We start from the raw sequence: 14,521 nt of genomic DNA on the forward strand, positions 1-14,521 counted from the left end.
GGCAGAGAAGGCGCTCGAATCATGACGAAGCCTCTATCGCTGTGGCAGACTCTATCTCTCAGATAGAGGTTGCAGGCTACCACGCTCGAAGAAGCCGCCGCTCCTGCAGGCGCCGGCAACGATAGGGAACAGGGGCGCATCAGGATGAATCCGTACGAGGTTCTTGGCATCCGCCCGAATGCCGGGCGCGAGGAATTAGAGCTCGCTTACAAGGGGCGGCGCAGCCAGTACCACCCAGACCGTTACGCTCAGTCGGATGCCGAAACCCAGAGGTGGGCGACAGCCAGGATGCAGGAGGTCAACCAGGCCTATGCCGTCCTGAAGGACGACGCAGAGCGCAGCCGGTTCGACCGGGAAAACACCTCGCGGGCGCCGCGTCCGGGGTCGCCGCCATCATCGCGACCACCACCACCTACGCAGCCGCCCGTGCCATCGGTGACTTTGCGGCAGGTACTGCAGGGCTATGCGTGTACGACCGAGCCATTCCAAAAGATCTTCATTGCGCCGGATATCCCGAAGAAGAAACTGGCTGCTGCCATCGAAAGCTATGGCAACGGGATACGTCCGAGAGACGTAGTCGTACTCATCGACGACACATTCTTTGGTGGCGCCAAGCAGGGGATGTTGGTCACTGAGAACGAAATCCTGGCCAAGTCCGTTCTCATGCCGGGATCAAGGTACTTGTTGGTCAAGGTCCAGGAGATCAGTGCGGAAGGCACTTGCGTCTATATCAATGGGTACGAGTTCACCACGCTCAACATTCCTGAGAAGCGCGACATTGAATCGCTTTGCAAGCGAATCAACAGGTACATCCAGCAGCGCAACGAGATGCCCACCTCTCCAACCGCCAGCCACGAGGAGCAGCACGGCGGGTATCAGGACGCCGGCCGGCCGGCTGGTGTGCAATGGTTCAGTCGCCTGAGGCAGGGGTTCTATAGCCAGTTGGAGGGTGAGATCCAGCGTGATATCACACGTGATATCACAGTGGCCCGGACGCGGGAGGATTGGCTGACGGCCGAACTGATCAAGCAGCTTCTGCCGGTCTCGAGGTCGTTGGAGCGCTTCATCCAGCGCCGTGGCCTCGGGCTTACGGCCGTGGAGCGATCGCTCTTGTCGAGCGACCAAGTGCGCCTGGAGGTGCTCATTTATGTGCTGGCAATCGTCCAGTTCCTGCTGGGGGAAGAGGCCGGATTGGACGAGGAGCAAATCACCGAAGTTGTCGCGCCTGTCTTGTTGAGGATGTTGGTGCTCTACATCATCGATGTCGAAGGCATTGGTAAACGCAGAACGCTGCGTAGCATTGCCAAACCGCAAGAAGAGTTGGGTGAGTCGCAATTCTTTCAGGAGTTCCGGCGGCGGCTTGGTCGGTATGGCTTGGTCTTCAAGCAGTCACCTGAAAGTGCTGTCGAAGCGTTGAATCACTCGATTAAGAACCTTTCTGCATTCTACGCAGCGGACATCCCAGCGTTGACGCGCGTTAAATTGAATGAGTTCGTCGCAGACGTTGTGAATCGCGTCCTAGATGATCAGGCATTGAGTGAGTTCATGGGCATAGTCATCAGCGAAACGGAGGCTGCCCTCGTAAACGTGCTTGAGAAGGCGTAGCGCTTGTGGTCATAAATACAGAGGGAGTTCGGATGAAGAAGATTGTTGTTTGCTACGTAGTGTTGATTCTGCCGTTCTGGATCTACTTGGCCAATTGGGGGGCTTCGGCCTATAGGGGCGCGGCCTACAACTTGGGTCGTGCCGTGTTCTGGCCTGGTGTCCTTTGGCCTGCTTTGGGTCAGATGGTTGGTGGCGTTATCGTCATCGGGCTGTTGCTCTATGCCACGCTCTTCATGCGTACGCGGCGATGAGGACGCAAGTCGTGAATTCGATGATGGTGTCTGGTCGGCGGCTTGGGGAAATGCTGGCTCTCTCGGTGATTCCGCCGCTGCTGCTTTCTGGGTGTGGAAGCAGCACGGAGGATCATGTGTACGAGGCATTCAAGTGCGCAAAGGTCGCCACCCTGCTGGAGCAAGAAGAGCACGCGGAAGCCGCGATGAACAGTGCGCTTCCCTACATGCAAGAGCTGGAGGAGGAAGGCGATAACCCAGGCCGTCTTGTGCTGCAAATGAATCAGCGCTTCCAGGACGACGTTCCTCTGTATCGGACAACCATAGATGGCCAGATGGTGCTGCTCTACCGAGTCTATAAATCAAATGACTGCCAGTCACTCTACAAGCCTGCTGGTGGATCGGGCTGATGCAGGTTCAAGAGAGGATCCGTCCGAGGATCGGGTATGAATTCGTTCGCCCTCGCGCAAAGAGAGCGAACGCGCCAGTCTTAGGTTTCGTCCAGGGCAAGTCATTGATACGTGGAGTATTTGAAAAAATTCGAGAAGGTGAGCGTTATGCGGTTGCGTAAGGTGTCAATGTGCCTGCTGGCCGCCTTTGCGATGGCAGGATGCAAGGGGGAACAGCTGACCCAGGCTGGTTACATCAACTTGGCCGGATGCGAAGTGCCGGCTGGATTGACACCGGCGCAGGCCGAAGAGGTGGCATGCATCCGGTCGGACCCTGCTACCGCCGCGGCCTCGCTGCCTGTGCCTAAAGCAACGCTGGCGGCTGCGCTTATCACGCCAGACACTGAGATCATCAACGCGGCCATTGCCGCGCACGCCTTGCAAGATGGGGCAAGCGAGTACGCGGAGGGGCGTCATTCGATCATAGGCGACCTGACCGGGGACGGCGTTCCGGAGGTGGTGGCGCTGTATACCTTGGAGGGCGCGGGTGGCGGCAATGGCTCGGTGAGCAATCTGGCAGTCTTTGTGCGTGAGGCGGGACAACTAAAGCACGTCGAGACGACCACGGTGTGGGGCGGCGCCCAAGATGTCAGATTGGAAGATGGCGTCGTGCTCGTGAAGACGCTGGTGCATGCTCCTGACGATCCCCGCTGTTGTCCGACTTTAGAAGAAGAAGTCGGTTATGTGTTCCACGGTAATAGGTGGCGTCAGGTTGTGGCGCAGCCCCTGCAACCGCCCGGGGATTTGTTGAAAAACCCCGGGGCTTAGTCGGACAGCAATGCGAGACCCCGTGGGTTAACTCTGTAGAGATACCGACTTTTCTTTGCGAACGACGGTGCCGGTCTCCGGCGGCCGTCTTCGTCCAGGCGCATAAACGGTCGCAACTGGGTTCCCGGGCCTTGCGTGCGCTTCACGCCAGGCTTGCGAGCATCGAGCGCCCGCATCGAGGAAGCCGACATGGCCCACATGCCCGCCGGGCGCGACGTCCCGCCGCCTCCGAACGAGGACCCGGACGACCAGCCGACCCCGATCGATCCGCCCGAGCGCGACCGCACCGACCCGGACGCGCCGGGCCGCGAGCGGCCGCCGCGCGAGGCGCCGCCGGAGACCGAATCCGAGCGGGTGCATCTGGACGATGCCGAGCGCCAGGGCGTACGCGACCGCAACGCATCCAAGGGCCGTCGCTACGTCAGCGATCCGAATCCCAGCGCGGAAGGCAACGATCCCAGCCTGAGCAGCGGCCCGACCCGCGAGCGCAGGATCTAGGGCCTGGCTGGATCGACATGTGCCGCGCGCCCTCCCTCCCGCCTGCGGGGCCATGCGGTTTTTTCCTTCCCCCGCAAGCGGGGAGCACTCTGTTTCTTCCTTCCCCCGCAAGCGGGGGAAAGTGCCGAAGGCGGATGGGGGGGCACGCCGAAGGCGTGCAAAGTCGCCCTCATCCGGCGCTGCGCGCCACCTTCTCCCGCTTGCGGGAGAAGGAGCAGCATGAACCCGCTTGCGGGAGAAGGAACAGCATGAGGCCGCTCGCGGGGGAAGGGACAGCGGCGGCGCTGCAGGTGCAACGCCGATAGGCCCGAGGTCCCGGCCGCGCCGCGGGCGTCCGCCCGGCGGCGCCGCTGCCGCGCGGTCGAGCGCCGGGGCCGGTACGCGTCCCGTGTCGACCGTGTCGGTTGCATACTCGCGCCCGGGGTTCGCTTCGGAGAGTCCGCCATGCGCTATGCGCTCGCTACCCTCTTGCTGGCGTGGGCGGCCGCGACCGGGGGCGTCTGGGCGCAGGATGCCGGCGGTGGCGCTGCGGCAGCGCCCCTGGTCGATCTGGAGACCCTGGTCGTGGCCGGCGAGCAGCCCGGCCCGGGCCTGTGGCAGGTGCGCCGCGGCGAACACGTGCTGTGGGTGCTGGGGACCGTCGAGCCGCTGCCGCGACGCATGCGCTGGATGTCGGCACGGGTGGAGGGGCTGGTCGCGCGGTCGCAGGAACTGATCGAGCCGCCCTCGTTCAAGGTGGACGCCGACGTCGGCCTGCTGCGCGGGCTGACCCTGGTGCCGGCGCTGCTGCGCGCGCGGCGCAATCCCGGCGGCCGGACGCTGGCCGAGGTGCTGCCGCCGGAGACCCATGCGCGCTGGGAGCCGCTGAAGGCGCGCTACCTCGGAGACGGCGACGGCGTCGAACGGTGGCGCCCGATCTTCGCCGCGCAGGCGCTGTACGAGGCGGCGATCCGCCGCTCCGGCATGACCCTGGACGACAGCGTCGGCCGGGTGCTGGCGCGCGCGGCGCGGCGCCATCGGGTCCGGCGCACACCCACCCAGGTCGAACTGCGCGTCGATGCACCCAGGCAGGCGCTGCGCGAACTCGCCGCCGTCGACCTCGACGACGGCGCGTGCTTCGAGCGCACCCTGCAGCGGATCGAGACCGATCTGGAGGGCATGCGTGCCCGCGCCAACGCCTGGGCGCTGGGCGACGTCGCCTATCTGCAGCGGGCGCGCTACGACGACCAGTACCGCGCCTGCCTCCGCGCGGTGACCTCGCACGCGCTGGGGCGCAGGCTGGGCCTGGACGAGCTCAACGCGCGCGCGATCGAGGCCTGGCTGCAGGCCGCCGAGGCCGCGCTCGCGGCCAACGCGTCCACCGTGTCGTCGCTGCCGATGTCGCTGCTGCTCGGCGAGCGCGGGATGCTGGAGCGGTTGCGCGCGCGCGGCTACGAGATCGTGCCGCCGGCCGACGCGATGCATGCGACCGGCGCCGGGGGCGACGGACGAGGCCCGGGGGGCGATCCGCGTTGAGGCGCCGCAGCGGCGGCGCGGCGCCGCTCAGCCGGCGGCGACGCGGGGCGGCCGGGCCTCGCCCAGCCGCGGCCAGCGCGCGAGCAGCGCGGCGCGCACGCCGGCGGCGTCCAGGCCGGCCTCGGCGAGCAGGTCCTCGCGGCTGGCATGTTGCTGGAAGGCGTCGGGCAGGCCGAGGTGCAGCACCGGCAGCACCACGCCTTCGGCGTTGAGCAACTCGGCGACGCCGGAGCCCGCGCCGCCCATGACGACGTTGTCCTCCAGGGTGGCGAAGCCCTCGTGTTCGCGGGCCAGTTCCAGCAGCAGGTCGCGGTCGAGCGGCTTGACGAAGCGCATGTTGACCACGGTCAGGCCCAGTTCGGCGCCCACCGCCTCGGCCACCCGCAGCAGCGCGCCGAAGGCCAGCAGGGCGATGCCGGTGCCGCGCCGGCGGACCTCGGCGCGGCCGATCGGCAGCGTGTCCAGGTCGTCGCCGGCGGCCACGCCGGTGCCGGCGCCGCGCGGGTAGCGCACGGCGGCCGGGCCCGGGTACTGCAGGCCGGTGCTCAGCATCCGTCGCGCCTCGCGCTCGTCGGCGGGCGCCATCACCACCAGGTTCGGCACGCAGCGCAGGTAGCTGAGATCGAGGTTGCCGGCATGCGTGGCGCCGTCCGGGCCGACCACGCCGGCGCGATCGATCGCGAACAGCACGTCGAACCCCTGGATCGCCACGTCGTGCACCAGCTGGTCGTAGCCGCGCTGCAGGAAGCTGGAGTAGATCGCGACCACCGGCTTGGCGCCCTCGGCGGCCATGCCGGCGGCCAGGGTCACCGCGTGCTGCTCGGCGATGGCGACGTCGAAATAGCGCTCGGGGTATTCCTTGGAGAAGCGGACCAGCCCAGAACCTTCCCGCATGGCCGGGGTGATGCCCATCAGCCGCGGCTCTGCGGCCGCCGCGTCGCACAGCCAGTCGGAGAAGACGTCGGTGTAGGTGGGCTTCTTCGCGCCGCCCTTGGCGACCACGCCCAGCGAGGGGTCGAAGGGCGAGACGGCGTGGTAGCCGATCTGGTCGCCCTCGGCCAGCTCGTAGCCCTTGCCCTTGGTGGTGATGACGTGCAGCAGCTGCGCGCCCTTCAGGCCCTTGAGCGTCCTCAGCGCGCCGATCAGCGCCGGCAGGTCGTGGCCGTCGATCGGGCCGGTGTAGTGGAAGCCCATCTCCTCGAACAGGGTGGAGGGCACGAACATGCCCTTCCAGTGTTCTTCCCAGCGGCGCACGAAGCGCGCCGGCGGCTTGTTCTTGTCGCCGAGCAGCTTCTTGCCGCCCTCGCGCAGGGCGTTGAGGGTCTTGCTGCCGGTCATGCGGCCGAGCATGCGGGTCAGCCCGCCGACGTTCTCGGAGATCGACATCCGGTTGTCGTTGAGGATCACCAGCAGGTCGGGCTCGGGATCCATGCCGCCGGCGTGGTTGAGCGCCTCGTAGGCCATGCCGGCGGTCATCGCGCCGTCGCCGATCACCGCCACCACCTTGCGCTCGTTGCCGGCGCGGGCGTTGGCGATCGCCATGCCCAGCGCGGCCGAGATCGACGTGCTGGAGTGGCCGACGCCGAACGTGTCGTACTCCGATTCGTCGCGCTTGGGGAACGGCGCCACGCCGCCCTTCTGCTTGACGGTGTGGATGCGGTCGCGGCGGCCGGTCAGGATCTTGTGCGGGTAGCACTGGTGGCCGACGTCCCAGACGATCCGGTCCTCGGGCGTGTCGTAGAGCCAGTGCAGCGCGGTGGTCAGCTCGATCACGCCGAGCCCGGCGCCGAAGTGCCCGCCGCTGCGCCCGACCGACTCGATCAGGTAGGCGCGCAGCTCGTCGGCGACGGCGGGCAGCTCGTCCTCGTCGAAGCGGCGCAGGTCGGCGGGGGAATCGATGCGGGACAGGCGCGGATAGCGCGTGGGATCGGTCATCCCGGCATTTTCCTCCCCGCTGCGGCGGGGGGCAAGGAAACGTCGGGCGGCGCGGGTTCAGCTATTTGCGGATGAAGCGCCCGAACAGTCCGCTGCGCGGCGGCGGCGCGGGCTCCGGGGGCGGTTCCACGTAGCGCTCGGCGTAGCCGGTGGCGAGGCTGGCGTTGACGAAGTCGGCCACCTCGGTATCCGGCGTGCCGCTGGCCTCGGCGATCTCGGCCAGCGTGGCCGGGCCTTTCATCATCGCCGTGGCGATGCGGAAATGGCGCGGGAATTCGCGCTCGGTCTGCGGCCAGCGCGACAGCAGATAGCGCGCCTCGGCATCGAAGCCGGGCAGCAGGCGGCCGCGGCCGGCCAGCAGGCCCCCGAACCAGACCAGGCGGGCGATCGGGTGCGCGCTGGCGCCCCGGATGCCGCTGGCCCAGGCCGCTTCGTCGACCGGCTCGAACGCGGTGGCGTCCAGCGGTTCGGCGAAGTAGGGCGCTAGCGGCTTGAGCTGGGCGGGCCCGAAGTACTGCCGGGCCTCGCAATCGATCCACAGCGTCGGCGCGGTATCGCGCCGCAGCCGCAGCCGGCCGTTCAGGCGGCCCGGGCGCAGCCACTCCGGCAGGCTGCCGCCGTCGGAGGCCGTGGCGGGAAGCGGTCCGGGCGCGACCATCGGCGCGGGCGTCTCGTCCGCCGTCGTGCCGGTGGTGGGCGTGGGGCCGGCTGCTGGGACCGGGGCGGGCGCGGCGGCGTCGGCCGCCGCGTCCAGCGCGTCCGGGTCCAGCCCGGCATGCGCGGCGATCTCGCGCAGCAGGGCGACGGTCGAGGCGGTGTCGAAGGGGCGGCCGAGGTGGAAGTCGGCCTGGGTGCGCGGCGCCGAGGTCAGGCCCACCACCTGCTTGCCGGCCGCGTGCAGGCGCAGCCAGCCCATCGGGCCGTACATGCTGTCCATGTCGACCACCACGTAGTCGGCGGACTCCTCGCCGACCAGCGCGACACCGCCGCGCAGCGCCTGGCCGGCCGCGTCGAACGCGGCGCGCAGGGCGGTCTCGGTCGCCTTGTCCATGCTGGTGAGGCCGATCGTCAATCCCATGCGGGCGGGCCCGTGCCGGGGAGAAGACGAGTTTAGGCGCTGCGCGGGCGCCGGAGTAGTCCGCGGCGGCGGCGCGCCTCGTGGCCCCGGCTCAGGCGGCGCCGGCGAAGCGGTGCTTCTTCGGCAGTTGCGAGCGCAGGAAGGCCATCTGGTCGGCGAGAATGTTGCGGTTGGACAGGATCAGGTGCTCGATCCAGCTCGGCCGGTAGGGCACCGCCAGCAGCGGCATGCCGGCCTGCGCCGGAGTGCGGCCGCCCTTGCGCGAGTTGCAGGGAAAGCACGCGCCGACGACGTTTTCCCAGATGTCGCGCCCGCCTTGCGACAGCGGCACCACGTGGTCGCGGGTCAGCGCCTGGCGCGAGAACGCCTGGCCGCAGTACAGGCACAGGTGCTGGTCGCGCGCGAACAGGGCCGTGTTGGTCAGCGTCGGGGTGGGATCGAGCGCCTTGTTGCGCGCGTGCCCGCGCGCGGCGACGATCGGGTGCAGCGGCAGTACGCTGCGCTGGCCGCTGTCGCGGTTGACGCCGCCGCGCACGCGCAGGCAGGGATCGCCGAGGGTCCAGGCCACCGCGCCGCGGGCGTACAGGCAGGCCGCGTCCTGCCAGCTCATCCAGCCCAGCGCGCGCCCGTGCGCGTCCAGCGACAGCAGGCGCACGCGGTCGATCGGCACCGCGCGCCCGGGCGGGGCGGCGGGGCCTGCGGCCTGCGCGAAGGGGGCGGAGCGGGCCGGCGCCACGCGGGGTCCGGTGCGGATCAAACGGAGCGGCGCTTCGTCGTCCTTCATCGGGACGACAGCTTATACCCCTTGTGTGATGGTTTGCATACGCCGGCAGCGCGCCGTGCCGCCCGGACGGCTTGCGCCGTTGGCGTGGGCAGCCCCGTGGCTGTCCCGGCATTCGGCGCGCGAAGCTCTCCCGCGTTGACCTTGCCGTCTTTCCCTTTCCCCGCGAGCGGGGGGCACTCTGTTTTTTCCTTCCCCCGCAAGCGGGGGGCATGCTGTTTTTCCTTGGGGCACGCCGCAGGCGTGCAAAGGCGCGCCCTCATCCGGCGCTGCCCCGCTTGCGGGAGAAGGGAGGGCATGCCCCCGCTTGCGGGAGAAGAGACGACAGGCCCGCTTGCTGGAGACGGCGGGGCAGCTTCGGCGCTGCAGGTCGAATGCCGATACACGCTAGCCCAGCGCGTCGGCCTCCGGCAGCGCCAGGGTGCCGGCGCCGCTGGCGATGGCCGCCTTGTGCGCCAGCGTGCGCGGCAGGAGGCGGGCGTAGTAGAAGCGCGCGGTGGCCAGCTTGCCGGCGCGCAGCGCTTCGGGGTGCTGCGGGCTCTGCGCCGTGGCGACGCTGCGCGCCCACCAGTAGGCGAGGGCGACGTAGCCGGAGTAGAACAGGAAGTCCACGCTGGCCGCGCCGACTTCCTCGGGATCGCGCTGCGCGCGCGCGGCGATGTCGCGGCCGATCGCCTCCCACTCCGCCGCCAGTCCGCGCAGCGGGCCGACGAACTCGGCCAGCGCCGGGTCGCCGGCATGGCGGTCGCAGAAGTCGCCGATCATGCCCAGGAACGCGCGCAGCCCGGCGCCGCGCAACTGCAGCAGCTTGCGGCCGACCAGGTCCAGCGCCTGGATGCCGGTGGTGCCCTCGTAGAGCGTGGTGATGCGCGCGTCGCGCGCGAGCTGCTCCAGGCCGTGCTCGCGGATGTAGCCGTGGCCGCCGAAGCACTGCAGCGCGTGGTAGGTGCATTCCACGCCCCATTCGGTCAGGCAGGCCTTGACGATCGGGGTCAGGAAGCCGAGCAGGGCCTCGGCCTCGGCGCGCTCGGCCGGGTCCGGCGCGTGCGCGGCCACGTCCACCAGCGAGGCGGCGTGGTAGCCCAGCAGGCGGCCGCCCTCGACCAGTGCGCGGCAGGTCAGCAGCATGCGCCGCACGTCGGGCTGCAGGATGATCGGGTCGGCGGGGCGGTCGGGGAAGCGCGCACCCGCCGGCGCGCGCGACTGCAGCCGCTCGCTCGCGTAGCGCAGGGCGTTCTGCAATGCGCGGTCGGCCAAGCCCAGGCCCTGCAGGCCGACCGCCATCCGCGCGGTGTTCATCATGGTGAACATCGCCGCGAGGCCCTTGTGCGGCTCGCCGACCAGGTAGCCCTCGGCGTCCTCGAAGTTCAGCACGCAGGTGGCCGAGCCGTGGATGCCCATCTTGTGCTCGATGGCGCCGCAGCGCACGCCGTTGCGCCCGCCCGTGGCGCCGTCGCGGCCCACCTTCAGCTTCGGCACCACGAACAGCGAGATCCCGCGGCTGCCGGCCGGGGCGTCGGGCAGCCGGGCCAGCACCAGGTGGACGATGTTGTCGGTGAGGTCGTGCTCGCCGGCGGTGATGAAGATCTTGGTGCCGCTGATGGCGTAGCGGCCGTCGTCCAGCGGCACCGCGCGGGTGCGCAGCAGGCCGAGATCGGTGCCGCAGTGCGCCTCGGTCAGGCACATGGTGCCGGTCCAGCGGCCTTCCACCAGCGGTTTCAGGAAGACCTCGCGCTGCCAGTCCTCGCCGTGGTGCAGCAGCGCCTCGGTGGCGCCGTGCGAGAGCAGCGGGAAGTTGCCCCAGGCGAGGTTGGCGGCGTCGATGATCTCCTTCACCGGCACCCCGAGCAGGTGCGGCAGGCCCTGGCCGCCGAACTCGGCGGGCGCGGTCAGCGCCGGCCAGCCGCCTTCCACGTAGCGCGCGTAGGCGTCGCGGAAGCCGGGCGGGGTGGCGACCTCGCCGGTGGCCTTGTCGTAGCTGCAGCCGATCTCGTCGCCGATCTTGTTGAGCGGCGCCAGCACCGCCTCGCCGAAGCGCGCGCCTTCTTCCAGCACCGCATCGACGATGTCGCGCGTGGCCTCCTGGAAGCCCAGGCGCGCGAACAGCGCCTCGGCGCCGAGGACGTCGTGGAGCGCGAAGCGCATGTCGGCGAGCGGTGCCTGGTACTGGCTCATGGGTCGGTCCCGTCGATGGAAGGAAGCGGTGCGGCGGTCAGCGCAGCACGCCGGGCAGGCCCGGCACCGGGCTCAGCGCGCCGTCGCGGCGGATCCGGTAATCGCGCGCGCCGCCGCGGTCGGTCGGCGCGGCGACGATCTCGCCTTCCAGCGCGTAGCCGGTGCCGCGACCGGCGGCCAGCGCGTCGGCCAGCAGCAGGCGCGCCTGCGCCGAGGGCGCCAGGCGCACGGTGACCACGTCGGCCGATTCGCCGCCGATCTGCAGCGCCGGGGCGGCCTCGAGGGTGCCGGCGGCGATGTCGCCGGTGCGCAGGTCGAGGCGGATGCGCTCGAAGCGCATCGGAATGCTGCTGTAGTTCTGCAGCCGCAGCTCGACCGACCACTGGCCGTCGGCGCCGACGCTGAGCTGCTGGATGCTCGCCGCGGGCTCGGACACACGCCGCACCGGGCCGGTGCTGCAGGCGGCCAGCAGCAGGCAGAGCGCCGCCACCAGGGCGAGGGAATACGAACGCCGCATCTTGCGAGCCTCCGGGGGGGAACGTGCCGAGGATACTACGGCGTCGGTCGCGGGCCGGATGGCGGAAGCGGCGGCCCGGCGCATCCGGTACATCGGGCAGACGCCGCAACGGGGAGCCGGACGCGTGACATCCAACGATTCGAGCTGGGGGGGCCGGCGCCGCCGCGCATGCGGCGCGCTGCTGCTGCTTCTGGCCTGCGTCGCCGCCGCGGCGGTGCAGGCGTCCGCGCCGGCTGCGGTCGCGCCGCAGGCGCGCGGCGTCTGGCGCTTCGCCGACGACGGCGTGGTCTTCGACAACCGCCAGGAAGGCGCGCGCCTGGGGGGCGTGCGCCGCGCCGGCGACGGCCGCTACGGCGTGGCGGTGACGCCGGAGACGCAGCCGATCAACCCCAGCCCCTGGTACGGCTTCCGGGTCGCGGCGCAGCGCCCGCGCACGGTCGAGATCGCGCTGGACTACGGCGCCTTCCGGCACCGCTATCGGCCCTGGCTGCGCCGCGCCGGCGAGCCCGGCTGGCGCGCGGCCGGCGGGGACGAGTTCGCGCTCGGCGACGACGGCGTCGCCCGGCTGACCCTCGCCCTCGACGACCGCGCCGTCGAGGTGTTCGCGCAGCAGCCGATCGGCATCGGCGAGGTCGAGCGCTGGAGCGCGGCGCTGGCCGCGCGGGTCGGCGGGCAGGTGGAGACCATCGGCCGCTCGGTGCAGGGCCGGCCGCTGCAGGCGCTGGCCTTCGGCGAGCCGGCGGCGCCGGACCTGGTGCTGGTGCTGGGCCGCCAGCACCCGCCGGAGATCACCGGCATGCGCGCGCTGCTGGCGTTCGTCGATGCGCTGGCCGGCGACGACGCCCGCGCCCGCGACTTCCGCGCCCGCCACCGGGTGCTGGTGCTGCCGCTGCTCAACCCGGACGGCGTGGCCGAGGGCCACTGGCGCGGCAACGCCAACGGCGCGGACCTCAACCGCGACTGGGGCCCGTTCCGCGAGCCGGAGACGCGCGCGGCCGCGGCGGCGATCGCCGCGCAGCTCGACGGCGGCGCGCGCCGGCTGGCCTTCGCCGTCGATTTCCATTCCACCTGGTACGACATCCTCTACACGGTGACCGAGGACCCGTCGCGCGCGCCGGGCGGGCTGCTGCGCGGCTGGATGGACGACCTGCAGACGCGCTTCCCGGAGCGCATCCGCGAGCGGCCCGGCCCGGCCGGCGCCAGCGCGGTGTTCAAGAACTGGGCCTTCCGCGCCTACGGCGCGCCGGTGGCGACCTACGAGGTCGGCGATGCGACCGGCGAGGCCGAGACCGCCGAGCTCGCCCGCTTCGCCGCCGAGCGGCTGATGGCGCGGCTGGCCGCGCAGGGGACGACGCCGTGAGCGCACCGACCGCGCCGCTGTCGGCCGAGCGCGCCGACTGGCTGGCCGCGCACGTGCTGCCGCACGAGGCCGCGCTGCGGGCGTGGCTCGGTGCGCGCATGGGCGTGTCGGTGGACGTGGACGACGTGGTGCAGGAAGCCTATGCGGTGCTGGCCACGCTGGACGAGGTCGCCCACATCCGCCAGCCGCGCAGCTACCTGTTCGCCACCGCGCGCTCGCTGGTGCTGCAGCAGCTGCGGCGCGCGCGCATCGTGCCGATCGAGGCGGTGGCCGAGGTGGAACGGCTGAGCGAGCTGCGCGACGAGGCCACGCCGGAGCGCCACGCGGTCTCGGGCGAGGAGTTGCGGCGGGTGGACGCGCTGATCCGCGCGCTGCCGCGCAAGTGCCGCGAGGCCTTCGTGCTGCGGCGGCTGGAAGGGCTGTCGCAGCGCGAGATCGCCCGCCGCATGGGCGTGAGCGAGAACACGGTGGAAAAGCACGTCGGCAAGGCGCTGCGCCTGCTGGCCGATGCGCTGGGACGCGAGGCGGGGCCGCGCGGACGCGGCGGCACCGGGATGGACGAAGGGAACGGGGATGACGTCGAGACCGCACATCAACGCGATTGACGCGCGCGCCGCGGACTGGGCGGCGCGCGAGGCGCTGCGCGCGCTGGACGAGGCCGAGCGCGCCGAGCGCGACGCGTGGCTGGCGGCCGACCGCCGCCACCTGGGCGCCTACGCCCGCGCGCGGGCCGCGCTGGCGCGCGCGGACCGCGCGCTGGCGATCGGCGCCGGCGCGGACCCGGGGCCGCGGGAGGATCGCGGGCGCTGGCGCGGCGTCCGCGTCGCCCCCGCCGCCCTGGCCGCCGGCCTGTGCGCGCTGCTGATCGCCGGCGCGTTGCTGCTGAAAGCGCCGCTGCTGCACACCACCCGCCTGGGCGAAGTGCTGCGGGTGCCGCTGCCCGACGGCTCCACCCTGGTGCTGAACTCGGATTCGCGGGCGCGGGTGGACTTCGGCGCGCGCCGGCGCCGGGTCGAGTTGCTGCACGGCGAAGTGCTGTTCGAGGTCGCGCCCGATCCGGCGCGCCCGTTCACGGTGAGCGCCGGGCGAGCGCGCGTGGTCGCGGTGGGCACGGCCTTCAGCGTGCATCGCGACGAGGACGGCGGCATGCGGGTGATCGTGCGCGAGGGCATCGTCGATGTCGCCGGCGACGGCGGGGACGCACCGGCACCGGTGCGGGTCGCGGCCAACTTCCAGGCCGTCGCGCGCCCCGGCCAGGATCTGCAGATGCAGCCGCTGGCCGCGGAAGAGGTCGGCCGGCGCCTGGCCTGGCGCGACGGCATGCTCGCCTTCGACGGCGACACGCTCGCCCAGGCGGCCGCGCGCTTCGCGCGCTACAGCAGCGTGCGCATCCTGGTCGACGAGCCGGAGGTCGCGCAGCGCCGCGTGGCCGGCCTGTATTCGGCCACCGATCCCGCCGGCTTCGCCGAGGCGGTGGCGACCAGCCTCGGCCTGCGGGTCGAGCGCGACGGCGAGGGCATCCATCTGCGCAGCCACGCGGCGCCGCGCGTGCGGCCGCCGTCCGACGCCGCGCGGCGGCAGTGACGCCGGGCCACCGGCAGACAGTCTTC

Annotated in this window: 14 protein-coding genes; 9 read left to right on the top strand and 5 right to left on the bottom strand. The window is 71.0% G+C overall.

The genetic code is table 11. The annotated features are described in order from the left end of the window. Window positions 1–69: 69 nt before the first annotated feature. The 6 genes from Z164_RS21775 (at window position 70) to Z164_RS0105940 (ending at window position 5,065) form a co-directional block, all read left to right on the top strand. A complete protein-coding gene (locus Z164_RS21775; RefSeq protein ID WP_236621752.1) occupies window positions 70–1,605 on the top strand; it encodes a J domain-containing protein in 1,536 nt (511 codons plus the stop codon). A gap of 32 nt (window positions 1,606–1,637) precedes the next feature. After that, on the top strand, window positions 1,638–1,856 hold the full coding sequence (locus tag Z164_RS0105925) for a hypothetical protein (RefSeq protein ID WP_024889811.1): 219 nt from the start codon (window positions 1,638–1,640) through the stop codon (window positions 1,854–1,856). Between the two features lie 20 nt (window positions 1,857–1,876). After that, window positions 1,877–2,245 carry a hypothetical protein gene (locus Z164_RS0105930; RefSeq protein WP_236621757.1) on the top strand — a complete coding sequence of 123 codons (369 nt, stop codon included), beginning with the start codon at window positions 1,877–1,879 and terminating at the stop codon, window positions 2,243–2,245. Between the two features lie 120 nt (window positions 2,246–2,365). Next, window positions 2,366–3,052 carry a hypothetical protein gene (locus Z164_RS21780; protein WP_236621753.1) on the top strand — a complete coding sequence of 229 codons (687 nt, stop codon included), beginning with the start codon at window positions 2,366–2,368 and terminating at the stop codon, window positions 3,050–3,052. A 189-nt stretch (window positions 3,053–3,241) separates the two neighbouring features. After that, window positions 3,242–3,550, top strand: a complete 309-nt coding sequence (locus tag Z164_RS0105935; protein ID WP_024889813.1) for a hypothetical protein — start codon at window positions 3,242–3,244, stop codon at window positions 3,548–3,550. Window positions 3,551–3,994: 444 nt separating this feature from the next. Beyond that, window positions 3,995–5,065 carry a TraB/GumN family protein gene (locus Z164_RS0105940; RefSeq protein ID WP_024889814.1) on the top strand — a complete coding sequence of 357 codons (1,071 nt, stop codon included), beginning with the start codon at window positions 3,995–3,997 and terminating at the stop codon, window positions 5,063–5,065. A gap of 27 nt (window positions 5,066–5,092) precedes the next feature. On the opposite strand, the gene dxs is transcribed toward Z164_RS0105940, so the two are convergent. From dxs to Z164_RS0105965, 5 genes are all read right to left on the bottom strand, one after another. Further along, window positions 5,093–7,000 carry a 1-deoxy-D-xylulose-5-phosphate synthase gene (dxs, locus tag Z164_RS0105945; RefSeq protein WP_024889815.1) on the bottom strand — a complete coding sequence of 636 codons (1,908 nt, stop codon included), beginning with the start codon at window positions 6,998–7,000 and terminating at the stop codon, window positions 5,093–5,095. Window positions 7,001–7,061: 61 nt separating this feature from the next. Next, a complete protein-coding gene (locus Z164_RS0105950) occupies window positions 7,062–8,078 on the bottom strand; it encodes a hypothetical protein (protein WP_152540862.1) in 1,017 nt (338 codons plus the stop codon). A 91-nt stretch (window positions 8,079–8,169) separates the two neighbouring features. Beyond that, window positions 8,170–8,862 carry an HNH endonuclease gene (locus tag Z164_RS0105955; RefSeq protein WP_081770085.1) on the bottom strand — a complete coding sequence of 231 codons (693 nt, stop codon included), beginning with the start codon at window positions 8,860–8,862 and terminating at the stop codon, window positions 8,170–8,172. Window positions 8,863–9,246: 384 nt separating this feature from the next. Next, entirely contained in the window at window positions 9,247–11,034 is a 1,788-nt protein-coding gene (locus Z164_RS0105960; RefSeq protein ID WP_024889818.1) for an acyl-CoA dehydrogenase C-terminal domain-containing protein, read from the bottom strand. 37 nt (window positions 11,035–11,071) lie between these two features. Further along, the gene (locus tag Z164_RS0105965) at window positions 11,072–11,551 is read right to left on the bottom strand and encodes an LEA/WHy family protein (protein WP_024889819.1); all 480 of its coding nucleotides are present in this window, start codon (window positions 11,549–11,551) and stop codon (window positions 11,072–11,074) included. A 124-nt stretch (window positions 11,552–11,675) separates the two neighbouring features. Between Z164_RS0105965 and Z164_RS21310 the strand changes: the two genes are divergently transcribed. Genes Z164_RS21310 through Z164_RS0105980 form a run of 3 tightly spaced genes read left to right on the top strand, consistent with a single transcriptional unit; the run spans window position 11,676 to window position 14,495 of the window. Next, complete coding sequence (locus tag Z164_RS21310) at window positions 11,676–12,911, top strand: M14 family metallopeptidase (protein WP_152540863.1); 1,236 nt, start codon at window positions 11,676–11,678, stop codon at window positions 12,909–12,911. Beyond that, on the top strand, window positions 12,908–13,516 hold the full coding sequence (locus Z164_RS20090; protein WP_024889821.1) for an RNA polymerase sigma factor: 609 nt from the start codon (window positions 12,908–12,910) through the stop codon (window positions 13,514–13,516). Before Z164_RS21310 ends, Z164_RS20090 begins: the two co-directional genes overlap by 4 nt. Next, window positions 13,485–14,495 carry a FecR family protein gene (locus tag Z164_RS0105980; protein WP_024889822.1) on the top strand — a complete coding sequence of 337 codons (1,011 nt, stop codon included), beginning with the start codon at window positions 13,485–13,487 and terminating at the stop codon, window positions 14,493–14,495. The genes Z164_RS20090 and Z164_RS0105980 overlap by 32 nt, the downstream gene beginning before the upstream one ends. Window positions 14,496–14,521: the final 26 nt, after the last annotated feature.

Source organism: Luteimonas huabeiensis HB2, assembly GCF_000559025.1.
In the GTDB taxonomy this organism is placed as follows: Bacteria; Pseudomonadota; Gammaproteobacteria; order Xanthomonadales; family Xanthomonadaceae; genus Luteimonas; species Luteimonas huabeiensis.